General features: G+C 45.1%; 22 protein-coding genes, 1 tRNA gene, 1 other RNA gene and 2 pseudogenes. 7 read left to right on the top strand and 19 right to left on the bottom strand.

The window, feature by feature from the left end; genetic code table 11:
• Positions 1-24: 24 nt before the first annotated feature.
• Both G7035_RS07370 and G7035_RS07375 read right to left on the bottom strand, forming a co-directional pair.
• A complete protein-coding gene (locus G7035_RS07370) occupies positions 25-1,440 on the bottom strand; it encodes a contractile injection system protein, VgrG/Pvc8 family (RefSeq protein ID WP_019685800.1) in 1,416 nt (471 codons plus the stop codon).
• Positions 1,437-2,111: a hypothetical protein gene (locus G7035_RS07375; protein WP_019685799.1), complete on the bottom strand. Its 675-nt coding sequence runs from the start codon at positions 2,109-2,111 to the stop codon at positions 1,437-1,439. The genes G7035_RS07370 and G7035_RS07375 overlap by 4 nt, the downstream gene beginning before the upstream one ends.
• A gap of 1,089 nt (positions 2,112-3,200) precedes the next feature.
• Between G7035_RS07375 and G7035_RS07380 the strand changes: the two genes are divergently transcribed.
• From G7035_RS07380 to G7035_RS27320, 5 genes and pseudogenes are all read left to right on the top strand, one after another.
• Positions 3,201-4,205: a hypothetical protein gene (locus tag G7035_RS07380; RefSeq protein ID WP_019685798.1), complete on the top strand. Its 1,005-nt coding sequence runs from the start codon at positions 3,201-3,203 to the stop codon at positions 4,203-4,205.
• A gap of 158 nt (positions 4,206-4,363) precedes the next feature.
• Positions 4,364-4,687 (top strand): annotated as a pseudogene (locus G7035_RS07385) (transposase); the annotation flags it as partial.
• A 224-nt stretch (positions 4,688-4,911) separates the two neighbouring features.
• Positions 4,912-5,139, top strand: a complete 228-nt coding sequence (locus G7035_RS07390) for a P-loop NTPase family protein (protein WP_019685797.1) — start codon at positions 4,912-4,914, stop codon at positions 5,137-5,139.
• 259 nt (positions 5,140-5,398) lie between these two features.
• A pseudogene (locus tag G7035_RS27315) lies at positions 5,399-5,997 on the top strand (recombinase family protein); the annotation flags it as partial.
• 159 nt (positions 5,998-6,156) lie between these two features.
• Positions 6,157-6,774 carry a zinc ribbon domain-containing protein gene (locus tag G7035_RS27320; protein ID WP_230877454.1) on the top strand — a complete coding sequence of 206 codons (618 nt, stop codon included), beginning with the start codon at positions 6,157-6,159 and terminating at the stop codon, positions 6,772-6,774.
• Here G7035_RS27320 and ssrA read toward each other — a convergent pair.
• The 10 genes from ssrA to G7035_RS07445 all read right to left on the bottom strand — a co-directional run bounded on the left by ssrA (position 6,735) and on the right by G7035_RS07445 (position 18,611).
• Positions 6,735-7,099: a transfer-messenger RNA gene (ssrA, locus tag G7035_RS07400) on the bottom strand. The genes G7035_RS27320 and ssrA overlap by 40 nt on opposite strands.
• Positions 7,100-7,352: 253 nt before the next feature.
• Positions 7,353-7,832, bottom strand: coding sequence for an SsrA-binding protein SmpB (gene smpB, locus G7035_RS07405; RefSeq protein ID WP_007428162.1), 480 nt, complete (start codon positions 7,830-7,832; stop codon positions 7,353-7,355).
• A 264-nt stretch (positions 7,833-8,096) separates the two neighbouring features.
• Positions 8,097-10,706: a ribonuclease R gene (gene rnr / locus G7035_RS07410; protein ID WP_019685796.1), complete on the bottom strand. Its 2,610-nt coding sequence runs from the start codon at positions 10,704-10,706 to the stop codon at positions 8,097-8,099.
• A gap of 188 nt (positions 10,707-10,894) precedes the next feature.
• Positions 10,895-11,128, bottom strand: a complete 234-nt coding sequence (secG, locus tag G7035_RS07415; RefSeq protein WP_013368823.1) for a preprotein translocase subunit SecG — start codon at positions 11,126-11,128, stop codon at positions 10,895-10,897.
• A gap of 330 nt (positions 11,129-11,458) precedes the next feature.
• Positions 11,459-12,745: a phosphopyruvate hydratase gene (gene eno, locus G7035_RS07420; RefSeq protein WP_013368821.1), complete on the bottom strand. Its 1,287-nt coding sequence runs from the start codon at positions 12,743-12,745 to the stop codon at positions 11,459-11,461.
• A 63-nt stretch (positions 12,746-12,808) separates the two neighbouring features.
• On the bottom strand, positions 12,809-14,353 hold the full coding sequence (gene gpmI / locus G7035_RS07425) for a 2,3-bisphosphoglycerate-independent phosphoglycerate mutase (RefSeq protein WP_016820126.1): 1,545 nt from the start codon (positions 14,351-14,353) through the stop codon (positions 12,809-12,811).
• 1 nt (position 14,354) lies between these two features.
• Positions 14,355-15,107 carry a triose-phosphate isomerase gene (gene tpiA, locus G7035_RS07430; protein WP_013308264.1) on the bottom strand — a complete coding sequence of 251 codons (753 nt, stop codon included), beginning with the start codon at positions 15,105-15,107 and terminating at the stop codon, positions 14,355-14,357.
• Positions 15,108-15,166: 59 nt separating this feature from the next.
• Positions 15,167-16,348 carry a phosphoglycerate kinase gene (locus G7035_RS07435; RefSeq protein ID WP_016820125.1) on the bottom strand — a complete coding sequence of 394 codons (1,182 nt, stop codon included), beginning with the start codon at positions 16,346-16,348 and terminating at the stop codon, positions 15,167-15,169.
• A 122-nt stretch (positions 16,349-16,470) separates the two neighbouring features.
• On the bottom strand, positions 16,471-17,481 hold the full coding sequence (gene gap, locus G7035_RS07440; protein ID WP_013368817.1) for a type I glyceraldehyde-3-phosphate dehydrogenase: 1,011 nt from the start codon (positions 17,479-17,481) through the stop codon (positions 16,471-16,473).
• 92 nt (positions 17,482-17,573) lie between these two features.
• On the bottom strand, positions 17,574-18,611 hold the full coding sequence (locus G7035_RS07445; RefSeq protein WP_013368816.1) for a sugar-binding transcriptional regulator: 1,038 nt from the start codon (positions 18,609-18,611) through the stop codon (positions 17,574-17,576).
• A gap of 260 nt (positions 18,612-18,871) precedes the next feature.
• Between G7035_RS07445 and G7035_RS07450 the strand changes: the two genes are divergently transcribed.
• Both G7035_RS07450 and clpP read left to right on the top strand, forming a co-directional pair.
• Positions 18,872-18,943: transfer RNA gene (locus tag G7035_RS07450), tRNA-Arg, on the top strand.
• A gap of 210 nt (positions 18,944-19,153) precedes the next feature.
• Positions 19,154-19,750 (top strand): ATP-dependent Clp endopeptidase proteolytic subunit ClpP, encoded by a 597-nt coding sequence (gene clpP / locus G7035_RS07455; RefSeq protein WP_013368815.1) that lies wholly within the window; start codon positions 19,154-19,156, stop codon positions 19,748-19,750.
• Positions 19,751-19,864: 114 nt separating this feature from the next.
• On the opposite strand, the gene G7035_RS07460 is transcribed toward clpP, so the two are convergent.
• The 7 genes from G7035_RS07460 to G7035_RS07490 all read right to left on the bottom strand — a co-directional run bounded on the left by G7035_RS07460 (position 19,865) and on the right by G7035_RS07490 (position 26,507).
• The gene (locus G7035_RS07460) at positions 19,865-20,974 is read right to left on the bottom strand and encodes a PdaC/SigV domain-containing protein (protein ID WP_019685795.1); all 1,110 of its coding nucleotides are present in this window, start codon (positions 20,972-20,974) and stop codon (positions 19,865-19,867) included.
• A gap of 238 nt (positions 20,975-21,212) precedes the next feature.
• Positions 21,213-21,968 carry an SIMPL domain-containing protein gene (locus G7035_RS07465; protein WP_019685794.1) on the bottom strand — a complete coding sequence of 252 codons (756 nt, stop codon included), beginning with the start codon at positions 21,966-21,968 and terminating at the stop codon, positions 21,213-21,215.
• Between the two features lie 272 nt (positions 21,969-22,240).
• Positions 22,241-22,510: an HPr family phosphocarrier protein gene (locus G7035_RS07470; protein WP_013368811.1), complete on the bottom strand. Its 270-nt coding sequence runs from the start codon at positions 22,508-22,510 to the stop codon at positions 22,241-22,243.
• 135 nt (positions 22,511-22,645) lie between these two features.
• Positions 22,646-23,590 (bottom strand): DNA-binding protein WhiA, encoded by a 945-nt coding sequence (gene whiA, locus G7035_RS07475; RefSeq protein ID WP_013368810.1) that lies wholly within the window; start codon positions 23,588-23,590, stop codon positions 22,646-22,648.
• A 5-nt stretch (positions 23,591-23,595) separates the two neighbouring features.
• Positions 23,596-24,582, bottom strand: a complete 987-nt coding sequence (locus G7035_RS07480) for a gluconeogenesis factor YvcK family protein (RefSeq protein ID WP_013368809.1) — start codon at positions 24,580-24,582, stop codon at positions 23,596-23,598.
• A gap of 12 nt (positions 24,583-24,594) precedes the next feature.
• Positions 24,595-25,494: an RNase adapter RapZ gene (gene rapZ / locus G7035_RS07485; RefSeq protein ID WP_013368808.1), complete on the bottom strand. Its 900-nt coding sequence runs from the start codon at positions 25,492-25,494 to the stop codon at positions 24,595-24,597.
• Positions 25,495-25,556: 62 nt separating this feature from the next.
• On the bottom strand, positions 25,557-26,507 hold the full coding sequence (locus G7035_RS07490) for an ROK family glucokinase (RefSeq protein ID WP_016820123.1): 951 nt from the start codon (positions 26,505-26,507) through the stop codon (positions 25,557-25,559).
• Positions 26,508-26,752 lie beyond the last annotated feature (245 nt).

Raw genomic sequence — 26,752 nt, forward strand, 5'->3', positions numbered from 1 at the left:
GCCATTCATCCGCTGCCCTACAGCCTAATTCGACTTCACTTCACTGCCCTTCATATCCGCTGATCCACTCAATTGAATATGACTGCCATTGCAATCCATACGCAGCTCGCTGCCTGCCGACAAATTCATCGTTTTCCCAGCCGACAAGCTCAGATTACCACCCGCCGAGATACTTACCTGTTTATTGCTCATAATATGAATGCCTTCCTTATCGTCCAGCTTGATAAAAATAGCACCATCTTTACCCGTCACGACCAGTTCATCCGGTCCCAAACGAATTTCTTTTCCATGAGGTGTGCGCCATATTTTCATCTGCGGATTGGAAAGCTTGTTATGCCCGCTTCCTCTGTCTGCACGTCGGACTGCACTACCCGCTACCCCATCCTCTTCACGGCTGCCCGGAAAATAGAGTGAAACCGGGTCCCCTTTCTCCGGCATTACGTACCAGCCTGTATGTCCCCCGCCGCTATACACCGTCGAATAGTTGAACCAATGCGCCTGATCGACCGCCTGCTTCTCGTCGCAATCCAGATGGATACGTACCTGATCCTGACGTACGTCTACGACCACCCCGCCTAATGAAGCACCCGCCAGCTTTTCCTGATAATAGCCTTTCTGCCGTAAGCCTTTGTACGAGGCAAGCACATATTGATGCCGCAACAGCCCTTGCCTCATCTCCGTATAAGCCTCAATGACATACAAACTGTGTCCCTGAAAGGTCAACTGAGCGCCCAGATCCAGCACCTCGTCTGTCTCCACCTCATAAAAAATAAAGTCATTTTCGTTTACCTTTGCCTGCTCATTTTCCTGAAAGTAGCGGAAAGGCAGCATCTGCTTGCGTACCGTATAACGGGTATGATCCAGTACTGCCTGTGCAGGGCTGTCTTCAATGCCAAAATAAAATTTAGGACTGTCAAAACGCGCCACAGGCATCAGACTCGTATGATAGCGGGAAGCCATGCGTCTTAAAAAAGCCCAATCCGTTTCCTGATACTGAATCGCAATCCGTCCGATAGGCTCTCCACCTGTCGCTCCATCAATCACATCCAACCCTTCATAATCCTTACCAATCTGCTCCAGCATCTGAGGAATCGTCATTTTGGTATATTGAAAAGAACGGGTGCGTTGCTGAATATCCATCCGATAAGTATGGGAAATCGCCTCTACCTCCAGATAGTACACATCCCGCACAACCTTCACTTCGACCGATAGCGCAATCCCGCTGAATAGCGGCTTACTTTCACCCAATTCATTCTGCTGGCTTACCTCAATCACCGTGTTCTTTTCCGTCGTTTCCACATAGCTGTCTTGCATCTCTTCCGGGATGATCCCTGTAAAATAGAGCCGAGTATGCTCGTTGATTTTCTTCGTGAGGGTAAGCTGCTCCAGCTCAACCAGCTCGTAAGGCTGGATTTGGATATTATCGTAGCCCAGACTCATAGCGAATCCGCTCCTTTCTCAAGCGTAGTTTGTAAGGGCAATGAAACTGCATGAAGCGACTGAACTGTATTTTCCGCTACAGGTATCCATACCTCCATGTCCGATTCCGTACAGTTAAACGTCCCCATCATCACCTGTCCTGCATGGGTGAACAGCAGGATTTCGTTGTACAAATTTGTATCCACGCCTGCAGCAACAAAACGGATCACCCCAATGGACAGACCGGAATGATTTACGATCACTTGAGTGCCCAACCAGTTACGGATCGGTTGTACAGCTCGCAAAGTGTCCGCCATTTGCTCCACAAACTCAGAAAGTTCCTCTTCTGCCAAAGTGGACTCTGTCCGATTAAAGGTGATATTCACCGTTCCATCCTCCGAGGTATAAATAACCTCTGGACGATATTCCGAAGGATACTTAAATTGGGCCTGCTCCAGTGGCATCAAGCTAAAAGATTTTGGGACGCTAACCTCCATTTGTCCGTCCAAAATCATCCTCCATTCCAACGTAATGAACTCATCACCTAACCGCAACGCCTGATTTTTCCCGAAAACGGATTGATCCCGTTCGGATATAACAGTTTGAGAAAGACTCGTATTTACGTTATTAGATGCAACATCATAATTAAGCCTATTTTTGAGACTTAAAATATGCTCGTCCATATAGCTCATAGGGTTAGTCCCTTCTTCGTAAAAAAGATAAGTATTTAATTCAAAATATAAAAGCAAAAGGACATATTTAACAATAACCCATCTTATGTATGTATCGGCCAGAATAGAGAGTTTGTTTACAGAAAGAACCATAGAATGCGTTATTTTCAATGTATATTTCTGAAATTAATATGGAGAAGGGGATGATAGGAATGCACTAAGGATCGGATTGAATCCTTCCTTGCTCAGAATGAAAGCAGGTATTATGTCTTGGAAAGGCCGCTCCCTTAATGCAAGTGATTTTATCAAGCGGTTTGGATAATGGGGGTTTGTAGAGTTGAAGTTACACATGGTCCACAATCGAACTCATTAAAAAGCAAAAACCCACTCAATGAGCGGGTTTTTCAAATGGAGGCGAATCATGGCATGGCAAATCCACAATTTGGCGTCGAGTAATGTTGAGATTGTTTGGTGAGGTGGCATAATTATTTACGAAATTGAATTCAACAAATTAAGTGCACCCGAGCATAAAGCTTGAGCATTATTGTAAAATGAAAATAATGTGTTTATCTTGCTCATAAGCACAATTGAACTATTCATGTACTCTTTTCCGTCCTGTGTCTCTTTAGTTTTTCCTGATTTAGAACCACAAAATTGATTGGGCATATCCTAAAATTACTGACGAAACAAAGCGAATCATCGACACGTTCTTGATTAACTGGGATGTGTCTCCAATCGCTAGAAAAACGGTTGGATTCATTGAAGAGTCGCCGGCTGATATGAACAGAGATGCCGATCGTGGTGGATCAACTGGGAGGAAAAAACACATATCATTAAAGGGTTTGTCCTAGCTATGAGGACGTCTGTTCGGTCATTAAAACAGGTGCGAATCATTTTCGGAGACTGTAAGGAACACTTTATTGAAGAGCCGGCTTAGGAAAAAAAAGACGTTGAAAAGTTATGGATAAACAGAAATTTAAATGGTAATATATACCTTTACAAATTCACATAACAGGAATAAAATTACTGTATTAACAACTAGTGCCCATCAAGCAACGGCAGATAAGTTTGGTCAGCACCAACTCAATTTAATAATAAGGAGCTTCAAGCATGAAAAAGAAAATCGGATTTGTTTTAGTTTCGATGGTCGTTGGTATGTCTTTTATTTCAGGAACATCAAATGCATATGGATTAAATGGAATTATTGCCGGCAAGTTTTCCGTAGAAGAAAAGCCAACGTATAAGTTTACTCTCACTTCTGCTGCCTTAAAAAAGGATGGAGGTATAGTTGCAACGGGTCGAACGTCGAATATTCGTGCTTGGTACAATTCTTACGATGAAAATGGCCGAGTGTTTTGGTCTTCTCAGTCTGAAGTTTTGGTTGAACCAGGCACTACAATTGTCTTATCAGATGGAAGTACACTTTCTTCATCAGAATATGGTGAATGGGAAATCAAAGATGAGTCAGGAAGTACAGTTCAGACTGGGAAATGGGATATGGGGGGACCTGTATATAAAATTAAGCAGCTAAAAAATGGGAAAATACTTTTTGCAGGCTCACGAGGAGCTTACCAAATTTTTGAACCTGACATGACTCCTTTTCGAAGTGGGATGTGGAGTGCAAACGCAGTTATTTATGATGCCGAAGAAATGGATAATGGCAATATATTGTTAGTTGGGACACACGGGAATTGGTCTGTAATCAACAATGAAGGTAAAGGTTTGAAGTCAGGAAGGTATAAAACTTCAGCCATAACAAGTGTTGCCCGATTGTCTGACGGTAATTTAATAGCCGTAACTACTCCTGGTTCATATATTTTGTTCAACCAAGAAGGGACAATCATTGGAGATGGATTGGTGTCAGGAAAAAATGTCGTCAGCTCTCTTCGATCCGTAACATCTTTTCCAGGTAATCATGTAGTAGTCAGAGATGGCAGCAAAGTCCACATATTAAAAATTGAAAATAATACTGCTATGAATGTTTATACTGGAAAAACAATTGTTGTTCCGGATGAAATAGATAATAAAACTACAGTTAAAATTTCTGATAATAAAATTTTCTTTGGTGGAAAAAATGGGATATTCCAAATATTAGAAGTTGATTTGACTCCTTAACTATCATAAATATAATTTCTTTAAAGAGAAGAAAGAGAAGTCCTCTTTCCAGGCTGTCGAGAAAGTCTCGACAGCTTTTTTTATGTTAATTTTATTTAAGACGACACCGCGTTAATGTTATTTAATATAGGTAACTATGTAGAACGGACGGTGTTGATATGCTGCGACCTCATCGAGACAAACAACAATCTTTTGAATTGGTTTCTCTGGAAGAACTGGTACCGCAAGATCATCTGCTTCGTAAAGTGGAGAAATATAATAGACTTCTCCGTTATTCATGAGAAGGTAGGCCCGCTGTATTGTGCGGACAACGGGCCTCCTGCCATTAATCCTACCGTGTTGTTTAAAATGATCTTTCTCGGTTATTTCTATGGCATTCGCTCAGAACGGCAACTCGAGCGTGAAATTCAAACGAACCTAGCCTATCGCTGGTTCCTGGGGCTGGGCTAACGGATAAAGTTTCAGATCATACGACGATTAGTAAATGAAGAATAAAAAAATTCAAGTATGTTCTTGACGCAGAAGTTATTCAAGTAAGTTCTTGTCCAATATTCAAGCAAGTTCTTGTCGCTACACGAATATGAACGATGCATATAAGCTTGCTGATCATATGGACGTGGAGTTGGGTCGAAAATGGCCGGGTTGAGTCGCGGACAGGAGCGCGTGTGCTACTGATTTTATGTCTGGCACGTGAGGTTCTCCACTCATGATCCTGGATGAAGCGTTCGCAGGTATTGATGTCCTCTCCAGAGTGGCCGGGATTATTGATTATTTGGAGGGTCGGCGGCAATCTATACTCATTAGCACGCATGATATTCAGGAAGTGGAAGGCTTGTTTGACTATACTCAATATCCCTTTCAATCTAAAAAACAACGGTACCAACGAAAGCATCATTCAGCGCGAGGTCGTCGATACCGTTTAATCTTGATTTAATACTACTTAGAAAATTTTAATTAGAAAAAATACTTACAGTTTCGAAATATTGAAATCTGCACTTTTCTTCCTGATTTTCTTGGGAAAGTTCAATAAACCAATCTTCAAGCTTATCTTCTTCTTTAAAAATTCTCGATCTCTAAAAGTTCAATTCTAGTTCTGGAAATGAATACATCCAACCCAGTTCTGGATCATTTTCATCATAAAGTGATTTCTCATGATGCGAAGCAATTTCGATGAAGTTCCACAGTTCCAGCAAATGATTGTCGATAGTGAAAAAGGATTATTTGATGTGCTCATTGTTCATAAGTTGGATCGTTTCAGCCGGGACAAATACGACAGTGCTAAATACAAACGCAAATTGAAACTAAATGGCACTCAACTGTACAGCGTCACCGAAAACCTAGACGGCTCCCCCGAAAGTGTCATTCTGGAATCGTTGCTGGAGGGTATGGCTGAATACTATTCTAAAAACTTGGCCCGTGAGGTCATGAAAGGAATGAAAGAAACCGCATACCAATGCAAGCATACAGGCGGTCTGCCTCCTATTGGTTACGCAGTAGACCCTGTAACACGGAAATACATCATTAATGAAGAGGAATGTGGCATCGTCGAAACTGTTTTTTCGATGTTCCTCGCTGGTCATGGGTACAACCAGATCATTAGGGAACTAACAGAGCAAGGCTCACATCACGTTATGGGAAACCGATCAGCAAGGGAACCTTAGGTACCATTCTTCGCAATGGAAAATACACAGGCACCTACATTTTCAACCTCACCGACAGCAAGGATGCGGCTGGTAAACGAAACGGCAATCGGCATAAAAATAGTGAAGATGTGATTCGTGTCGAAGGTGGTGTGCCACAGCTTGTAACCAAGGAAAATTTTCAAAAGGCACAGGAAAAGATGAATCAAAATAAGCGCCAACCTGGCGCTTACAAGGCAAAAGAAATGTACCTGCTTAGCGGACTCATTGTTTGCGGGGAATGTTTGAAAAACGTAGGTATTCAGTATGCCATGATGGGCAATACCAAATACAGCGGTAGAAGCAAACTGAAATATGTCACCTACCGTTGCGGTAACCGTGATCGGACAAAGGCATGTAAAAACCCTGAGCTGCGCCGCGAATACATTGAAGCCTACGTGCTGGCTCAGCTTCAGGAGAAGATTTTTAACGATCAGGCTATCCCTGTTCTGGCTAAACAGCTTAATGAGTACCAGAATTCCAAGCAAACGAGCGTCAAAGCCGACCAACATCGCCTGACCAAGAGTCTGGAAGGTGTGAAGCGCCAGATTGATAACATTGTAAATGCGGTGGCTGGCGGTCTGAACAATCCTACCATTCTTGAAAAGTCGTCCTCACTGGAACAGCAAAAGATTGAGCTAGAAACGAAACTGCTTGAGGCTCAGCAGGTAAAAGAAAAAGCAGCCATCACAGAGGATGCTCTGCGACAACTGCTTTCTGGCTTTCAGAACCACATCACCAGCCGGAACCTTCCTGAGATCAAGAAGTTTATCGGCAGCTATGTAGAAAAGGTGATTGTCTACAAAGAACACGTAGAAGTCATCTTTAAGCTACAAATTGTGGATTTGATCGATGGAGGCGAGGGGAGTCGAACCCCTGTCCGAAGATAACGACACATAAGCTTCTACGGGTGTAGTCACAGTTTTGATGTCACCCGAGTATCGCCCCGTAACCGGCTATACGTTGGGTCAGCCTGATTGTCTTCTTCAGCACACCCCAGGCGGAGATGTGGCAGCGTATCCCACTATAGGTTAGCCCCTACATCCGGCACATGGGCGATGCAGGAGAGGAGCACGCTCACAGGTTATTAAGCTGCGAAAGCGTAGTTGTTTTGTTGTTTGCCGTTTAATAGGCTTTAGCGTTGATGAAGTGGACGCGTCCCCACTACCCGCTACCCATGCTCGAACTATCCCCGTCGAATCCATAAACGCCCCCTTATTATAAAAGGGCTCCACGGATAAATCCGGAAATACCGGAGCATAAGTGCATAATATCAAAAGCTGAATCCTAAGATTCAACACTCGAACCATGTTAAATCAAGATGCATTGAAAAATTACTACTTCGTTAGTATAACATATTACATGTCATAACGAAACGGATTGAAGCCATTATAGCTTGATAAAATAGCACCATTACAGGAACAAGTAACTTATCCACGTAATTTGTACCATTCTAATCAGCAGTAACTTATCTTGCAATTTTTTGCTTCTCTCGTAGAGCACGTTGGATATCACGCTGCGCATCACGTTTGGCAGCCGTTTCTCGCTTGTCATACTGCTTTTTACCTCTACCCAGTCCAAGCAGCAGTTTGGCATAACCGTTACGAACATAAATTTTGAGCGGCACGATGGTGTAGCCTTCCTGTTTCGAGAGACCAATAAGCTTACGAATCTGCTCTTTATGCAGCAGCAGCTTACGCGTACGCGTCGGATCGGTCGGATTGTTACGATTACCTTGTTCAAAAGGGCTGATATGCATATTGTGAATATGAATTTCACCATTACGGATCGTAGCAAAAGCATCGCTTATATTAGAGCGACCATTCCGCAGAGACTTAATTTCCGTTCCCGTTAACACCATGCCCGCCTCGTAGGTGTCCTCAATAAAATAGTCATGGGAAGCTTTTTTGTTCTGGGCGAGCACTTTCCCGTCTGCCTTCTTACCCATGAATACCACTCCTTATACATAACTTAATTCAATCTAGAAATCCAGCTACAAAGAGCTACCCTAGAAATATATTGTAACAAATTTCAGATGGTAAAAGCAAGAAAGTCAAGGCTGCTACATTTCTAATTACCCCAATAGCACACTAAAATCAAGCGGCTTCTATCCATTGCTACAGACAGAAACCGCTCTTATACCTAGGCCTCATTTAGCATGATCTACTGCTCTTGAGAAGCTCTAGTCTCCTAAAAAGTAAGTTGGTTCAACCTACTTTTTCTTTTTCCGTACAAACCCAGCGGTGCTATTCCCGCCGTTACCGCCCTTTTTTTTCCGCTTGCGACGTGCTGCACCTTCACCGCCTGATCTTGCATCACTACCTGGGGTAGCTGCATCACCAATGAATATCCCGCTGGTAGACGTCTTCTTCCGCCGCTTGCTTGCCCCGGATGCTGGCGAATTGTATCCGCCCTTGCCACTGCCAAAACCGAAGCTGCCTGTCGAGCCTGTTCCGACACCGTTTCCACCAACACGCCCTGAACGCCCTGCGGTGCTGATGCCTCCGTTGCCGCCCTCTTTAGGCTTTCCAGCCGCCTCACGACCGCCTTTACGCTCTCTACCAGCTTTGTCCTTGCCGCCCTTGCGGTCACGTCCTTCTCGGCCCCTGCCTTTACCACGGCCCTCGCCACGTGCAAAATCTCCGCCCTGGCCCGATCCACCCGTCCGTTCACGGCGTTGCCGTTGCTTCATATCGACGAGTTCAAAGTCAATTGTGTAATCTTCCATATTCACACGTGCGACGCGAACCTTAACCTCATCCCCAATGCGGAACACCTTAGAGGTGCGTTCTCCGATTAACGCCATATGCTGCTCGTCAAAATGATAATAGTCGTCCGTAAGTGCACTCAGACGCGTCAGACCCTCGACAGTGTTGTCTAGCTCAATGAACATCCCAAAGCTGGTTACACTGCTGATGATCCCCTCAAACTCCTCGCCAACCTTGTCCAGCATGTATTCAGCCTTTTTCATTTGCTCTGTGTCGCGCTCTGCATCCACAGCCACACGTTCACGCTCGGAGGATTGCTGAGCAATGTCTGGCATGCGTGCAGTCAAGTATTCCTGACGCTCATCTGTCAAAGCCCCGCCATTCTCCAACACCTCACGAATAACACGGTGAATTACCAAGTCAGGGTAACGACGAATCGGTGATGTAAAATGAGAGTAATACTCCGCGGCCAGTCCAAAATGTCCTGTTGACTCCGCATCATACTTGGCCTGCTTCATCGAACGCAGCATCATCGTGCTAAGCACCGTTTGCTCCTTCGTGCCCTGAATGTCTTCCAACAATGTTTGCAGTGCACGCGGATGAATAGAATTCCCTCTACCTTTGATCTGATGACCAAAATTAGCTGCGAAAGCCATAAAATTTTGCAGCTTCTCTGGATCGGGGTCCTCATGAATTCGGTACAAGAACGGTACCTTAAGCCAGTGAAAATGTTCGGCTACCGTTTCATTGGCCGCCAGCATAAACTCTTCGATAATTTGTTCGGCTATCGTACGATCCCTTTTCACAATATCGACAGCTTTGCCTTCGTCATCTACAATCACTTTGGCCTCATCAAAATCAAAATCAACCGCACCCCGGCGCATCCGATTTGCACGCAGCTTCAACGCCAAATCCTTCATCGTACGGAATACATCAACCAGGTCCTTGTAGCGTTCCATCAGTTCTGCATCTTCCTCTTCGAGGATTTTGCGAACGTTCGTGTAGGTCATCCGTTCCTTTGTTTTAATCACGCTGGTGAAAATATCATGCTTTACGACCTTCATATGCTCATTGAATTCCATCTCACAGGATAAAGTCAGTCGATCCACCTGAGGATTCAATGAACATATTCCGTTTGAAAGTCGATGTGGAAGCATCGGAATGACGCGGTCAACCAAATACACACTACAACCGCGGTTATATGCCTCCTGATCCAGTTTGGAGTTCTCACGCACATAATACCCTACGTCAGCAATATGAACGCCCAGACGGTAGTTTCCATTCGGCAAGCGCTCTACATTAACCGCATCATCGAGGTCTTTGGCATCCTCACCGTCGATGGTAACAATGACCTTATCGCGCAAATCACGCCGTCCTTGACGTATAATTTCTTCTTCCGTAATCGCATCAGGAGCCTGATCCGCTTCCGCCATCACTTCATCTGGAAAAGCCTCTGGAAGCTGATGCTTGCGAATAACGGACAATATGTCGACGCCCGGATCATCCTTATGACCCAGCACTTCCAGCACTTCGCCTTCCGCCGCTGCACGTCCTTCTGGATAGCTCACAATACGCACGACGACCTTTTGCCCGTTCACAGCTCCGTTGAAGCTGTCCTTAGGAATGAAAATGTCCCGGTTAATACGTTTATCATCCGGCAAAACAAAACCGTATGCTTCGTGACTCTGAAACACACCGACTACCTGAAGCACTGCGCGCTTCACGATTCGCACAACTTCGCCTTCTAATCGGCCACCCGCAGGTCCCTTTGACGTCACTCTTACCAGTACCGTATCTCCATTCATTGCGCTCTTTAAGTCGTTAGCATGAATGTATACATCCGGGTGCTCCCGGTCCTCTGGAATCAAAAAAGCAAAGCCCTTGGCATGGGCCTGCAAACGCCCGCGCTGCAAATCCATCCGTTCTGGAACACCATAACGGTTTGTGCGGGTCAGCAGAATTTTCCCATCTTCCTCCAATGCGTTCAAGAGCTTAAGGAATTCACGAAACTCTTCTGCATCCTTAACGTCAAAATGTTGCTCCAGCTCCTGGTATGTCATAGGCTTGTATGCGGTCTCGCGCATGAAATCAAGTAGTTGTTGCTCTGTTATCATAATTTTGTCCACCTCGGGTGACCTTTAATTTTCAGTAATAAATCCGCATGTTCCTTGTTCCTGATACAAGGCTCTTAATATACTCATACCCTAGTATACACGAATTTAATCGACGGCATCCCTGCCTGTCCAAAATCCAAAAAAGCCCCCGTTTCCCATGAAACGAAGGCTTAAGGTATATACTTATCTTATTTTGCGAAAAATGCAACCAAAACGGAAACGATCATAAAACATGCACCCAAAACAGCAGTTACGCGTTGTAAAATCAAATCCATACCGCGAGCTTTGGTCTTGCCGAACAGATGCTCAGCACCGCCAGAGATGGCACCGGACAAACCTGCGCTTTTCCCCTTTTGCAGTAAAACAACCGCTATAACAGCAATCGAGAACACAACGAGCAGCACTTTCAAAAAGATTTCCATGAAAAATCCCACCTCCTGAGCTTATACATCTGTTTTGCAAAACAACACAGCCTCTTTTATGAAAACATGCACATATCATGCTTTAAATAGCCGGAAATTAACGCAAAACACTATTTTTATTCTACCACAGCTTCCAGTAGATAACAACAGCTACAGTAAGACACTTAGCCATTAAGCTTCTGTAGATAATAGATACATTATTCATAACAAAAAACAGACCTGCTTGCATATAGCGAGCAGGTCTGTTTAATTCATGCGTAAAAGCTTCGAGCGTCAGACTTCGTGATCATAAACCATCGATCTAAGACGCTGTCAGCATTTTTCGCAATATTATTTTTTCAGGTTGTAGAAAGATTTCAGGCCGTGGTATTGAGCCAGTTCGCCCAGTTGATCCTCAATGCGGAGCAATTGGTTGTACTTCGCAATACGGTCAGTACGGGAAGGAGCACCAGTTTTGATTTGGCCTGCATTTGTTGCAACAGCGATATCAGCGATTGTGCTGTCTTCGGATTCACCGGAACGGTGAGAGATTACAGCTGTGTATCCTGCGCGTTTAGCCAATTCGATAGCATCGAATGTTTCAGTCAGCGTACCGATTTGGTTTACTTTGATCAGGATAGAGTTACCGATGTTTTCATCGATACCTTTAGCCAGACGCTCAGTGTTAGTTACGAACAGGTCGTCACCAACCAATTGGATTTTGTTGCCCAGTTTTTCAGTGAGCAATTTCCAACCTTCCCAGTCATCTTCGGAGCAACCATCTTCAATAGTGATGATTGGGTATTTATCAACCCAAGAAGCAAGCAGGTCAACGAACTCAGCAGAAGTGAAGGATTTGCCTTCGCCTTCCAAAGTGTATTTGCCATCTTTGAAGAACTCAGTGGAGGCAACGTCCATACCGAGGAATACGTCAACACCTGGTTTGTAACCAGCTTTTTCGATTGCTTCGATAATAGTGGACAGAGCTTCTTCGTTGGATTTGAAGTTAGGAGCAAAACCACCTTCATCACCAACAGCTGTGTTCAAGCCTTTGGAATTCAGTACAGATTTCAGGTTGTGGAAGATTTCTGCGCCAACACGCAGAGCTTCTTTAAATGTAGGAGCGCCTACAGGCAGAACCATGAATTCTTGTACGTCAACGTTGTTGTCGGCATGAGCACCACCGTTAACGATGTTCATCATTGGTACTGGCAATTGTTTAGCGTTGAATCCACCCAGGTAAGTGTACAGTGGTAAGCCCAGAGCTTCAGCAGCAGCGCGAGCGACAGCCATGGATACAGCCAGAATTGCATTTGCACCCAGTTTACCTTTGTTTGGAGTACCATCCAATTTGATCATCAGTGTATCGATTTCTACTTGGTTCACAGCATCCAAGCCGATTACTTCAGGAGCAATAATTTCGTTCACGTTTTTAACTGCTTGCAGAACACCTTTACCCAGGTAACGGGATTTGTCGTTATCGCGAAGCTCTACAGCTTCGTGAGCGCCTGTGGATGCACCAGAAGGAACGATAGCGCGACCAATCGCACCGGATTCCAGATATACTTCAACTTCAACCGTAGGGTTACCACGGGAGTCGAGGACTTCGCGAGCGTACACATCAGAAATAATAGTCATTTGTACTTAATCTCCTTTGTAATTCATAATTTATTGGTCAAGCCTATACTTATTAAATCAAGCTTACTTGCGGGATGCAATCATAGATTTTCCTGTCATTTCCGCAGGTTGCGGAAGTTGCATCAAATCCAGAAGCGTTGGAGCTACGTCAGCCAGAATTCCATGCTCACGTAGAACGATATTTTCGTCAGTCAAAATGAACGGAACCGGATTCGTTGTGTGAGCTGTGAACGGACGTCCCTGCTCATCAATTTCCATATCCGCGTTACCATGGTCAGCGATGATAATTACCACGCCACCTTTGGCTTTAACTGCATCTACAACACGTCCAACACATTCATCCGTCGTCTCTACTGCCTTAATTGTTGGTTCCAGCATACCGGAGTGTCCAACCATATCCGGATTGGCAAAGTTCAGGATAATCGCATCATGCTTGTCGGCTTCGATTTCCTTAACAGCAGCATCCGCTACTTCATACGCACTCATTTCAGGCTGCAGATCATATGTAGCCACTTTAGGCGAGTTGATCAAAATACGAGTTTCGCCAGGAAGCTCCACATCGCGTCCGCCACTGAAAAAGAAAGTAACGTGCGGATACTTTTCTGTCTCAGCAATACGCAATTGCTTTTTGTTGTTTTGTACCAGCACTTCGCCAAACGTGTTGTCCAGGTTTTTCGGTTCATAGGCAACAAAGCCTCCAACCGTTTCACTGAACAAGGTCAGGCAAACAAAGTGCAGATTTTTAGGCCATTGTGGCCCACGGTCAAAACCACGGAAATCTTCATTGGTAAATACTTGAGACAATTGAATCGCACGGTCAGGACGGAAATTCAGGAATACGACAGAGTCATTGCTTTCAACCAGCCCTACAGGGCTTCCATCAGCCTTCACAATAACAGTTGGCTCCACGAATTCATCGAACACTGATTTTTCATACGATTCCTTTAATGCTTCGAGTGGGTCGGTATATTGAGGACCTTCACCGTATACGATTGCACGGTAAGATTTCTCAACACGTTCCCAACGTTTGTCGCGGTCCATTGCATAATAGCGTCCTTGTACGGTTGCAATTTGGCCAATGCCCACTTCCTGAATTTTAGCGACCAATTGTTGCATAAAGCCTACGCCGCTATCAGGCATAACGTCACGTCCATCCATGAAAGCATGAATGTACACTTCGGTTAATCCTTCTTTTTTAGCCAGATCCAGCATAGCGAACAGATGGCTGATATGGCTATGCACACCACCGTCGGACAGAAGTCCGTACAAGTGAAGTTTAGTGTTGTTCTTCTTCGCATGCTGCACGGCTTTAACCAATGTTTCATTGTCGAAGAACTCGCCTTCACGGATGGACTTCGAAATACGAGTCAAATCTTGATATACGATTCGGCCTGCGCCGATGTTCAAGTGACCTACTTCGGAGTTACCCATTTGTCCTTCCGGCAGACCCACCGCTTCACCAGAAGCCGTCAAAGTAGTATGTGGATACTGTTTTAAATACCGGTCGTAATTCGGTTTATTGGCCTGTGCAACCGCATTGCCTTCCACAGTGTCACGCAGTCCGAATCCGTCCATAATAATTAAAGCTACCGGTTTTGGTGCTGTCATCTTACTTCGCCCCCTCAACAAGCGCGATGTACGACGCCGGTTGAAGACTGGCACCGCCCACGAGCGCGCCGTCGATATCGCTTTGACCCAGGTACTCAGTAACATTTTCAGGTTTTACACTACCACCGTACTGAATACGTACAGCATTTGCTGTATTTTCATCATACAGCTCTTTAATCAGACTACGGATGTAGGAAATCACTTCATTCGCATCCTGCGAAGTGGAGGATTTGCCTGTTCCGATGGCCCAGATTGGCTCATAAGCAACTACAACTTGTGCCGCTTGATCTTTAGCCAGACCAGCAAAAGCTGCTACAGTTTGCACTTTTACAACTTCTTTGGTTTGACCTGCTTCACGGTCTTCCAGCTTTTCGCCTACGCATACGATTGGTGTCAGGCCATGACGGAATGCTGCATGAACCTTTTTGTTCACCGTTTCGTCTGTTTCGTTGAAATACTCACGACGCTCGGAGTGTCCGATCACAACGTAGTCTACGCCCAGATCTTTCAGCATTCCGCCGCTGATTTCACCTGTAAATGCACCATCTTCTGCAAAGTGCAGGTTTTGTGCGCCGATTTTAATAGATGTACCTTTTACTGCTTCAACCAGAGCAGGAAGATTTGTGAAAGGAGCACAGATAACGCTCTCCACTCCTGCAACCTCTGCTTTACCTTTGATCTCTTCGATGAAGGTTTTAGCTTCTGGTACGGTTTTGAACATCTTCCAGTTACCCGCGATAATCGGTGTTCTCAATGGTTTCAACTCCTAACTATTAGGTGCCCTAAAGCCTTTATTACGCGTAATGCGTTTGATTATTTATCGTTAAGTGCAACAACACCCGGAAGTGCTTTGCCTTCCATGAATTCCAGGGATGCGCCGCCGCCAGTGGAGATGTGATCCATTTTGTCAGCCAAGTGGAATTTTTCAGCCGCAGCCGCAGAATCACCGCCACCAATGATGGTGTATGCTTCTGTTGTAGCACAAGCTTCCGCTACTTCACGAGTACCGCCAGCGAAAGGCTCGATTTCAAATACACCCATTGGTCCATTCCAAACAACCAATTTGGAGTTTTTGATAACATCTGCATAGATTTTGCGAGTTTTCGGTCCGATATCCACGCCTTCCCAATCTGCAGGAATGCCGTCGATGTCCACAATGTTCGTGTTCGCTGTAGCGCTGAAATCGTCAGAAATAACGATATCCACAGGAAGGTAGAAGTTTTTGCCAAGCTTCTTCGCTTTTTCAATAAATCCAAGAGCAACGTCCAGTTTGGATTCATCCAGCAAAGATTGACCCACTTCATGACCTTGAGCTTTGAAGAATGTATAAGTCAAACCGCCGCCAATAATTACGTTATCTGCAATGTTCAGCAGGTTGTCGATTACGTCGATTTTGTCTTTTACTTTGGAACCACCAATAATGGCTGTAAAAGGACGATCTGGATTCGACAGGGCTTTACCAATAACAGACAACTCTCTTTCCATCAGCAAGCCGGAAACAGCCGGAAGAAGATGCGCGATACCTTCTGTAGAAGCATGAGCACGGTGTGCTGCACCAAAAGCATCATTCACGAAAATGTCAGCCAGCTCAGCAAATTGCTTCGCCAGTTCAGGATCATTTTTCTCTTCTCCTGGGTAGAAGCGTACATTTTCAAGCAATAGCACATCGCCGTTTTTCAGTTCAGCCACTTTCGCTTTAACAGCCTCGCCAACTGCTTCGTCCACCTTAACAACAGGCTTATTAAGCAGTTCTGACAAACGCACACCAGCAGCAGTCAGACGCATGGATTCAACAACTTGACCCTTTGGACGTCCAAAGTGACTCGCCAAAATAACTTTTGCACCTTTTTCAATCAGGTAGTTAATGGTTGGCAAGGTTTCGCGAATACGCTTGTCATCGGTAATTTTACCATCCTCAACCGGAACGTTAAAATCTACACGAACAAACACCCGTTTTCCATTCAGTTCTATATCACGTACGCTCTTTTTGTTCATCTCCATATTCCTCCGCACCCTTATAATTTTACGAAACAGGAATTTAAGGCACATTTTGATATATAAAGAGCGGAAACAATAACACCTGTTTCCGCTCTATGATGTTGCTCGATAAGGAATTCTTATTTAGCCAATTTAGCGAAGTATTCCAACGTACGGATCAATTGTGCAGTGTAGGACATTTCGTTGTCATACCAAGCTACAGTTTTAACCAGTTGTTTGTCGCCAACAGTCAGAACTTTAGTTTGAGTTGCATCAAACAGGGAACCAAAAGTCAGACCTTTGATGTCAGAAGAAACGATTTGATCTTCAGTGTATCCGTAAGTTTCAGGATCGGAAGCTTCTTTCATCGCTGCGTTGATTTCTTCAGCAGTTACGTTTTTCTCCAGAACTGTTACCAGCTCAGTCAGGGAACCTGTTGGTACTGGAACACGTTGAGCTGCACCATCCAATTTACCTTTCAGTTCAGGGATAACCAGACCGATTGCTTTAGCAGCACCAGTAGTGTTAGGGATAATGTTTTCAGCTGCTGCGCGAGCACGACGGAAGTCACCTTTAGCATGTGGAGCATCCAAAGTGTTTTGGTCGCCAGTGTAAGCGTGAATTGTAGTCATCAGGCCTTCAACGATACCAAATTTGTCTTGCAATGTTTTAGCCATAGGAGCCAGGCAGTTAGTTGTGCAAGAAGCACCGGAAATTACAGTTTCAGATCCGTCCAGAATTTCATGGTTTACGTTGTAAACGACAGTTTTCATGTCGCCAGTAGCTGGAGCGGAGATAACAACTTTTTTAGCGCCGCCTTTCAAATGTTTCTCAGCAGCTTCTTTAGTTGTGAAGAAACCTGTGCATTCCAGAACGATGTCTACACCCAGGTCTCCCCAAGGCAATTCTTCAGGGTTACGGTTAGCCAAAACTTTAACTTCTTTACCATTTACTTTGAAGAAACCGTCATGTACTTCTACTTCCCCTTGGAAAGTACCTTGTGTTGTATCATATTTCAACAGATGTGCCAGCATTTTGGAATCTGTCAAGTCGTTAATTGCTACTACTTCAATACCTTCTACGTCTTGAATACGGCGGAAAGCAAGGCGTCCAATACGTCCGAAACCGTTAATACCAACTTTAACTGTCATGAGTGAGTTCCTCCCAAAGTTCGTTTAGTTTAGTTTTATATATTCAAGACAGACCCGAAAGCCCGTCAAGACAACACAATTAAAAAACCTTATTAATCTCTTAAATAACGGCTTACAATCTCGGCAGCAGCGCCTTCGTCGGTGACAAGAATGTCTTCCTGTCCGAAACGCAATACCGCATGAATAGCAGCCGCCTTGCTCTTGCCTCCAGCCACACCTAACACCGTCTCCGTACGCCTGATGTCCTCCAAACGGAGTCCGAGCGTCAGCATTCTGTGAACAACGACGCCGTCTTCGTTAAAATAATAACCAAACGATTCAGCGACCGCGCCCTCATTGCTGATCTGGGCAAAGGTTTCAGGGTCAAGCTTGCGTCTGTGGGCCATTGCTATGGCGTTGCCTATCCCGTGAATGATAATACGACTCTCTCGAATCAGGCTCAATATATCCTGAATATTCGTATCCTCAAGCAAGGAGTTGTAAGCATGATTGCTGAGCAAATCCGGTACATGGAGCAGACGGTATTGAGCGCCGACCTTGCGAGCCATTGTGGAAGCAATTGTATTTGCCTGCATTTCCATGCTCTCTCCCAAACCCCCGCGTGCCGGTACAAACCATCCGCCCTTAAGCGGGCCGTTAGCAGGTAATGTCAGTTGTTCCGCCACATCTGCAATCGTCGTGCCACCTGTTACAGCGACCACGTCCTCGTCATCCATAACACTCAGCAGCGCCTTTGCGCCAGCACGGCCCAGTTCCTGCTTCGCTAACGGTGAAGCATCCGAATCCCCTGGAACGACAACCACCTTCCTCAAACCGTAGGCTTGACGAATCTGATCCTCCAATTGGGACAGGCCGAACAAGTTGTTCGCAATCGGCTCCAGCTGTTCCAGCAGATCCAGTCCTGCTTTGCTCACCTTCATGCCCACACTCTCAATCTCAATTAGCCCTTGCGCTTTAAGGAGATCAGTCTCAGCGCGCAGTACGCGCTCGGTCATATCCAGTGAAGCTGCCAGTGTTCTGCGTCCAATAACTTCGGACAGCATAATCTGATGCAGGATCGTGTACCTTTTTTTCAAAACATCCATGAGGTCGGGCAGAAGCTGCTTCTGTATTTCTAATATCTTTCGCATGCTTTCCACTCCCGCACACTTCTAAGTTCTGTCTCTATGCTATATCTCTAACTGGTCTTAAAATGTCCCGGGATAACTTTTTAAGTCCCACGTATATCTTACCCAATATTTGCTTCACATGCAAGTCTATCTGAACCTATATTTCTCAACTTTTTATGTGAATATGCGCACGTAATAAAAGCTTGCAATTCAATGCCGTATATCATATAATCATCTGTGTTTCCAATTAATTAGTTGGTTGCTTGTAATGATTCATCTTTGCGCCCGTGGTCCAACGGATATGACGTAGGCCTCCGGAGCCTGAGATCGAGGTTCGATTCCTCGCGGGCGCGTCGTTTTATATGATTGGCTAAATGTTCCATATGATGTTTTTAACCAAAAAGAGCGCTAAGCGTTCTTTTTTTTAATCAATAGTTTGACTTTCTTTGACTTTTTGTTTGAAATTGTTTATCATGTGGTTAATACGGTAACAGTTTATAAATAGGGATGTGTATTCGGCATATCCACCAAATCCACTAACGATTTAAGGGAGGTTTTTTGACGTGAGCTATGTTCCTATGGTAGTAGAACAAAGTAACCGCGGCGAACGCGCCTATGACATTTATTCCAGACTGTTGAAGGATCGCATTATTTTGTTGGGCTCGGACGTCAATGACGTTGTAGCCAACTCAATTATTGCCCAAATGCTGTTTTTGGCTGCTGAAGATCCTGAAAAAGACATTCACTTGTATATTAACAGTCCTGGCGGTTCCATCACAGCTGGTATGGCCATTTTCGATACGATGCAATACATTAAACCTGACGTATCTACCATTTGTGTAGGTATGGCTGCTTCCATGGGTGCTTTCTTGCTAAATGCAGGTGCCAAAGGTAAACGTTTTGCCTTGCCAAACAGTGAAATTATGATTCACCAGCCACTAGGCGGTGCACAAGGACAGGCAACGGATATCGAAATTCGCGCCCGTCGCATTCTGAAAATGCGTGACAAGTTGAACCGCATTCTCGCAGATCGCACAGGTCAACCACTGGAACGCATCGAAAAAGACACAGACCGCGACTATTTCATGTCCGCTGATGATGCCAAGGAATACGGTATTATTGATAAAGTGTTAACTAGCTCCTCTCCAGAAGGTGTATAAGAAAAGTGGTTTTCTTCTGAATAGCTGGTAAATAAAAAGGCTGCCTCGGATTTTCGTATCCGGTAGGCAGTCTTTTTTATTTACTATTAATTTTCAATATATAACTAATCCAGATTATTGATTTTGTCCCGCAAAAGGCTTACCGCCCTGAGGCAGCAGTTGAGCGAACGAGTAAGTAAACTCCGGAATTCCATAAGCGTATGGCGCATAATCATACAAATCAAACACGATGGTTACTCCACTGTTGGTCACATAAAAATTCTGATCTGCGGCCAACTCTTTAAATTTCTCAAAACCTTCGCCAGCCTGGAGCGCATCAATTTTTTTCTTCAAATCAGCATTCAGGAACTTTTTATAGTTAGGATTTGCCTTCAATACGTCAGACAATTGCAACTGCTTACCATCAGCAAGCGAGAACGTATATCCTTTACGTGCCGTCATACCGTGTGCGCCACCTGTATACGAGTAGTCCTGCATAATCACACTTAGAATACCGTCCTTATTATAGGCAATTGCAAAATCATTTTCGAAATCATACGGTCTTTCTGCTGTAACCTCTCCCTCTGCCACCATCTTTTTGCCTGCTGCCAATACTGTCTCTGCATGCTTTTTGAGCACATTATTAATGGCCTGTTGAGCCTCAGGATTCAGCTGGCTGCCGCTGATTTGCGGATACTTAATCTTATAGGATACCTTTGCATTACTCGAAGCTGGAAGCGTCTGAGATGCAATTGTGATCGGATTTAGCTGGCTTTTACTCAATGTTACTGTTTTCTGAGTTGCATTCCACTGCGCATCGATACCCAGATAGTCTTTCAGCAGACTCATAGGAATATATAGCTTCCCGGCGATCATTTTGGCATCCATGCTGCGCGTGTTGATCCCGTTCACATTGGCATAGGCATCCGAGGAGGAGACCCCGATATAGAGCTTGTTGTACCCGCTCCCCACTGTATATGTCCCTTCCTTGGTGTCATAGCTCACCGGAATTCCCAAACTATCACGCAGTGCTGCCACTGGAATCATTGTATTCCCGTTCACTTGTACACCTTTAGCGGCCAACGTTTTACCATTCCATTGAATGGCGATCCCTGGTTGCTGTGTTGTCGCTTGCTGCTGTTTGGTCGAAGCTGCCTCAATATAGGAAACGGGAACGACCGCAACCCCTGCTAAGATTCCCGCTGCCAGCAGTGCTGAGCCCCATTTTTTCGTATGCTTGTTCATCGTAAGTATTCCTCCTATTGTGAATCTGTATTATCTATGTGTTTTGATCACTTTTCTTATTATATCTATACCCTATTGTATGTAGTTTACAATCTGTACACTCACTGATTTCAATCTGTACACCTAACAGCCATTAGCTATGACAGACTCATTACAAAACGGTTTCAATAGACAAAAGAAGCCAACAAGTCACCCTGCAATGTTGCAGGCGCTTGCGGCTCCGTTTTAATGGTCTATACTAGTTCATCTCATATTGGGCAGACACTTGGACTTTCACCGTTACTTGGCCCGACTGTATCTCTGTTCCGCCACTCATATCCATGAGCGCTTTGGACATGGCATTCTCACGTTGTGTGAAAACCTGAGCTTCCCCGCCATCTACTGTCACATTCATCAGAGCCCCTAAGCCGCGTTTAGCTGATTTTGCTACGGCACTGGCTTTGGATTGAGCGTTATCCAACGCTTTTGCAATAGCAGCTTCTTCATAAGAAGAAGGATTCTCTACGGAAAACTGTATATTATCTACGTTGTTTGCACCGGAGTTTGTAGCCTCATCCAGCAGCTGACCAATTTTGTCCAAGTTGCGATATTTCACTGAAAGTGTATGGTTAGCAATGTAGCCTTTGAGCTTCTGTCCTTCCTTCTCGTTATAGGTATAGTTAGGTTGTACAGAGAACTGGCTTGTCTGAATATCGTCTGCACTGATACTCCATTTTTCTTTTAACAGCTGTGTGACCTTGTTTATTTTCGCAGCATTAGCTTTTTGAGCAGCAGCAGCAGTATTTCCTTCCGATTGCACCCCAATGGAGAGATAAGCGATGTCTGGCTTAGCCATTATTTCACCACTTCCACTCACGTTAATTACACCATTCGCCGTCGTCGCCGTTGCAGCATAAGCGCGATCAGCCCCCGTCCACAGCCCTCCTGCTACTCCTCCAGCTAATAATGCTCCTGCAAGAATTGCTGTGCTTACTGTTTTTGTCCAAACTCTCATCGTACTCAACCTCTTTCTTGAAAATGTTTGTACCTTCCAGACGGAAAAAACGGGAAAAGGTTGCAGTCAAGCGGTATAAATTTCCGAAACAAGGCATACCACAGGGGTTTTAATTATTTGTAGCTTGGACTTAATGCGGTCGCTATATTCAAATAAATATACATCAATAGCTCAATGGTGGGACGGGTTGAATACTTTTCTCTGGATACAAAAAAAAGCCCCCGAGGGGGCTTTCACTAAGAGATACATCATATCACAAAGCAGATGTTCGTTTATTGATTTTCCAGCTCAACCTTACTAACCAGACTTACTAAAGCGTTTACAGCCTGTTCGGCGTCCGCACCTTCGGCACTAATATTGATTTCAGTACCTGTACTGATGGCGAGGCTCATAATACCCATGATGCTCTTGGCATTAACCTTTTTGTCTTCTTTTTCCACAAAAATTTCTGATGAATATTTATTCGCTTCCTGTACGAACAGCGCAGCAGGTCTGGCGTGCAGTCCTGTTTTCAAGCGTACGACTACTGGATGTTTTGACATGTCAGCTTACCCCCTCATCAAATAAATCTGGACGCTATTTACTCCATTTTATTTATCACATTATAACATTAACCCGGGACAGACACTAGAAAAAAAACTAAAAAAACCGGGGCTAAGAGCCCCACAGACCCTTTTTTACGGAATCAGGCCGTTTTCCCCCCTGATTTTGTCAGCCATCTCATCAATTTTGCGAAGTCGATGATTTACACCCGATTTACTCACGACCCCTTTTAGCATTTCCCCGACTTCTTTCAAATTCAAATCGGGATGAGCGAGTCGAATTTCTGCCACTTCACGCAGCTTATCCGGCAAGGTCTCCAAACCAACTTCCCTCTCCAGCAGCTTGATATTCTCAATTTGCCGGACAGCGGCTCCGATCGTCTTGTTCAAATTCGCTGTTTCGCAATTAACAATACGGTTTACGGAATTGCGCATATCGCGCATAATGCGTACATCCTCAAACTTGAACAAGGCTTGGTGCGCCCCAATGATACTGAGCAGCTCAATGATCTTCTCGCCTTCCTTGATGTAAAGAATAAAGCCTTTTTTTCGCTCAATACAGCGGGCGTTTAGATGAAACTCATTAGCGAGATCAACTAACGCCTGACAATGCTCCTCATACATCGAAGAAATCTCAAGGTGGTAAGACGACCCCTCTGGATTATTCACAGAGCCACCTGCCATAAAGGCACCCCGCAAATAAGCCCGCTTACAACAGTTTTTCCGAATGATATCACGATTAATCCCGTCAGTGAACAAGAAACCTTCTGAGACAATATAAAGCTCCTTTAGCAGCTCTTGTACACCATTGGGAATACGGACAATATACACATTATTTTTTTTCAAGCGCATTTTTTTCCGTACAAGCAGTTCGATGTGAAGTTGAAAATGCTTTTTGATCAAGGAGTAAATCCGCCTTGCAATCGCGGCATTTTCTGTGGACACGTCCAATATCACCCTTTTATTCGACAGTTGTACGGATCCGAGCATACGTATGAGCGCAGACAGTTCCGCTTTTTCACAGCAGGGCTGGCTTTCAATCATCGTAAGCTCTTTTTTCGTTTGTGCCGCAAAGGACAAGGGACTCATCTCCTTCTTAACATCCAGTTTTGTACCAATTGGTAAATATGCTGGCTCAGTTTGTCGGCATCATGCCGTAAATACGTACGGAACAGAACTAACGTATCTGCCACTACTTTATATCCTCGATCAGCCAGCTCGCCCATGTCTACCTGAACAGGCTTAGCTCCCTGCTCGGCATACATCTCCTGTACTTGGGGTGGAATTTCCCCGTTATTCACAATGACATAGTCAAAGAGGTGATGCCCAACATGCTCATAGATCGCTTGCAGGTGATCTCCCACTGTATAGCCGTCGGTTTCCCCTGGCTGGGTCATCACGTTGCAGACAAATATTTTGATCGCATCTGATTTCACCACAGCCTCAGCAAGCTTTGGCACAAGCAGATTCGGTAAAATGCTGGTATATAGACTGCCGGGACCAATCAGAATCGCATCGGCTTCATTAATGGCTTCCACAGCCTCAGGCAACGGCTCCACGTGAGTCGGTTCAAGAAAAACACGTTTGATTCGTCCGCCCGCTTCTGGGATTTTGGACTCCCCGGTGATCACCGTACCATCCTCCATCTCGGCGCTGAGCACAACGCCTTCTTCAGCCGCCGGTAGTACACGCCCTCGGACAGCAAATACACGGCTAAGCTCACGCACCGCCGTTACAAAATCCCCCGATATATCAGTCATCGCTGCTAAGATCAAATTCCCCAGACTATGGCCTGACAATCCTGATCCAGCACCGAAACGGTATTTTAGCATATCTGACATTACTGGTTCCACGTCAGCCAAGGCAGTCAGCACATTGCGGATATCCCCTGGAGGGGGCATCTGCAGCTCACTGCGCAATATCCCGGAGCTTCCGCCATCGTCAGCGACTGTAACAATAGCCGTAATATCCAGCGGCTTTTGCTTCAAGCCCCGCAGCATGACGGACAAGCCGGTTCCGCCGCCCATAACAACAATACGTGGGCGCTCCCGTTGTGATCCGGTCTCTTTCATGATTTCACCTCATTAATGCCGGTCCCGATCAGCATCCCGATGCGAAACAGAAACGGATTCTGTCTCGCTGGCACCCAGCATTTTTCCTAAATACTCCGATATTGCAACTGAACGATGCTTACCTCCAGTACAGCCAATACCGATAATGACCTGGCTTTTACCTTCTTTGCGATACTGCGGAATCAAAAAGTGCAACATATCCAACAACTTGGTTAGAAACGCCTGGGTCTCCGGCCACTTCATAACATAATCATATACATCGCTATCCTGTCCCGTGTGTGGACGTAGTTGGTCCACATAGTGGGGATTAGGCAGGAAGCGCACATCGAATACAAGATCGGCATCAATGGGAATACCATACTTGAAGCCAAAAGATGTAATGTTCACGGACAGCATACTGCTCTCCAGATGGGAAAATCTCGAAATAATCCTCGCCTTTAAGGTTGCGGGCTTCATCGTACTGGTATCAATAACCTGTGTAGCGGAGCTTTTGAGTTCTTCCAACATCTTACGTTCCAATCGAATCCCGTCCAAAGGCATACCATCTGGAGCAAGCGGATGCCGTCGACGGCTTTCCTTGTACCGCTGTACAAGAACACCGTCATTCGCATTCAAGAATAAAATTTCACAATGAATCGTAAAATGATCTTTAATATAATTTAGCGATTCTGACAAGGCGGTGAAAAATTCTCGTCCGCGTAGATCAATGACGAGAGCCACCTTGCCAATTTTACCGTTAGACTGCTCAATCAACTCGGCAAATTTGGGAATCAGCACAGGGGGCAGATTATCAACGCAGAAGAAGCCCAAGTCTTCAAGGCTTTGCACCGCAATGGTCTTCCCTGCGCCTGACATCCCTGTAATAATAATGAGCGTTGCCCACGGTGCAGCATTTTTTAAATTATCTGTCATATGGACTTCCCTCTCCTTTTGCTTCTTTGCTCTATGTCAGTACCCCTATCGTCAACCCCGGATTAAGAGCGTAGCAGCAACCCAGCAGCCCCTACGATACCCGCGTCATTGCCTAAAACCGCTGGTACGATATATACCCCTTTTTGAAGCGGCTCAGGTGCCAGCTTGGCGTATACGCGACGCATCTCTTCAAACAAAAAGTCGCCTGCTTTAGAAACACCGCCGCCTATAATAAACAATTCTGGATTAAGCACAGCGGCAACCGCTGCCATCGATTTCCCCAAATAAAAGGCAGCCCGGTTCACGATACGCAACGCGACTTCATCCCCGGCTTTAGCAGCATCGAATACTTCCTTGGCAGCAATGTGATCTTCCAGAGCCAGAGAGGTCCGGTCGCCACGTTCCACAGCATCCTTGGCCATACGAATGATGCCTGTTGCGGAAGATACAGTTTCCAAGCAACCCATTTTGCCGCATCCACACTGAATAGCCTCCAGATCAGGCACGACGCTGATATGTCCAATTTCCCCAGCCATACCCGAAGAACCTTGATATATTCTACCATTTATAATAATACCGCCACCTACACCTGTTCCCAGGGTATAGCATACACAGTTTTCTATGCCTTTGCCTGCGCCAGCCCAAGCCTCACCCAGCGCAGCAACATTCGCATCGTTGTCTATTTTTACAGGCTTGCCAATCCGGTTCTCTAGGAGCGCACGGATCGGTACGTCACGAAAGCCAATATTAGGAGCGAGGACAATAATACCATCACGAACATTCGTAAAACCTGCAACACCTGCACCGACACCTTTTAGTTGATCCCACTCATAAGGAGATTGCTCAACAATATGCCGCACATATTTTTCGATATTACCGATGACAACGTCTACACCTTTATCGGTTTCGGTTGGTCCCTCATATGTGTGCAAAAGCTGTCCGTCTTCATTACAAATGCCGACTTTAATCGCGGTACCGCCCAAATCGACACCTACATAGATACTTTCAGACATGTTCCAAGCCACCTTTATGTTTACTTAAAAATCTGGTATAAAATATATGCTTAAAATTCCTGCCTCGTAGGAGTAATCCTACGTTCCAACTATAATTGAAGCCCCCGTTACGGTCAAGGACACTTACCTGTTGAAAAATGTACGATTAGCTGAACTTTTTAACTCATGCCTCCGTAAGAAAAACGTCTATTGACGTACTTTCAAGGAAGCCAGACCACGCTTAACGGAATTTTTCTTGCGATTAT

Origin of the sequence: Paenibacillus polymyxa (genome assembly GCF_015710975.1) — a bacterium.
In the GTDB taxonomy this organism is placed as follows: domain Bacteria; phylum Bacillota; class Bacilli; order Paenibacillales; family Paenibacillaceae; genus Paenibacillus; species Paenibacillus polymyxa.

Bases quoted from the DNA above. Each gene is read 5' to 3' on its own strand.
- rnr (WP_019685796.1), bottom strand. From the start codon at position 10,706: ATGATAACAGAGCAACAACTACTTGATTTCATGCGCGAGACCGCATAC.
- G7035_RS07445 (WP_013368816.1), bottom strand. From the start codon at position 18,611: ATGCGAAAGATATTAGAAATACAGAAGCAGCTTCTGCCCGACCTCATG.
- G7035_RS07460 (WP_019685795.1), bottom strand. From the start codon at position 20,974: ATGAACAAGCATACGAAAAAATGGGGCTCAGCACTGCTGGCAGCGGGA.
- G7035_RS07480 (WP_013368809.1), bottom strand. From the start codon at position 24,582: ATGAAAGAGACCGGATCACAACGGGAGCGCCCACGTATTGTTGTTATG.
- G7035_RS07490 (WP_016820123.1), bottom strand. From the start codon at position 26,507: ATGTCTGAAAGTATCTATGTAGGTGTCGATTTGGGCGGTACCGCGATT.
- G7035_RS07470 (WP_013368811.1), bottom strand. From the start codon at position 22,510: ATGTCAAAACATCCAGTAGTCGTACGCTTGAAAACAGGACTGCACGCC.
- G7035_RS07465 (WP_019685794.1), bottom strand. From the start codon at position 21,968: ATGAGAGTTTGGACAAAAACAGTAAGCACAGCAATTCTTGCAGGAGCA.
- smpB (WP_007428162.1), bottom strand. From the start codon at position 7,832: ATGGGTAAGAAGGCAGACGGGAAAGTGCTCGCCCAGAACAAAAAAGCT.
- G7035_RS27320 (WP_230877454.1), top strand. From the start codon at position 6,157: ATGATGGGCAATACCAAATACAGCGGTAGAAGCAAACTGAAATATGTC.
- G7035_RS07370 (WP_019685800.1), bottom strand. From the start codon at position 1,440: ATGAGTCTGGGCTACGATAATATCCAAATCCAGCCTTACGAGCTGGTT.
- G7035_RS07390 (WP_019685797.1), top strand. From the start codon at position 4,912: ATGATCCTGGATGAAGCGTTCGCAGGTATTGATGTCCTCTCCAGAGTG.
- rapZ (WP_013368808.1), bottom strand. From the start codon at position 25,494: ATGACAGATAATTTAAAAAATGCTGCACCGTGGGCAACGCTCATTATT.
- secG (WP_013368823.1), bottom strand. From the start codon at position 11,128: ATGGAAATCTTTTTGAAAGTGCTGCTCGTTGTGTTCTCGATTGCTGTT.
- G7035_RS07380 (WP_019685798.1), top strand. From the start codon at position 3,201: ATGAAAAAGAAAATCGGATTTGTTTTAGTTTCGATGGTCGTTGGTATG.
- gpmI (WP_016820126.1), bottom strand. From the start codon at position 14,353: ATGACAGCACCAAAACCGGTAGCTTTAATTATTATGGACGGATTCGGA.
- G7035_RS07375 (WP_019685799.1), bottom strand. From the start codon at position 2,111: ATGAGCTATATGGACGAGCATATTTTAAGTCTCAAAAATAGGCTTAAT.
- eno (WP_013368821.1), bottom strand. From the start codon at position 12,745: ATGACTATTATTTCTGATGTGTACGCTCGCGAAGTCCTCGACTCCCGT.
- G7035_RS07435 (WP_016820125.1), bottom strand. From the start codon at position 16,348: ATGAACAAAAAGAGCGTACGTGATATAGAACTGAATGGAAAACGGGTG.
- gap (WP_013368817.1), bottom strand. From the start codon at position 17,481: ATGACAGTTAAAGTTGGTATTAACGGTTTCGGACGTATTGGACGCCTT.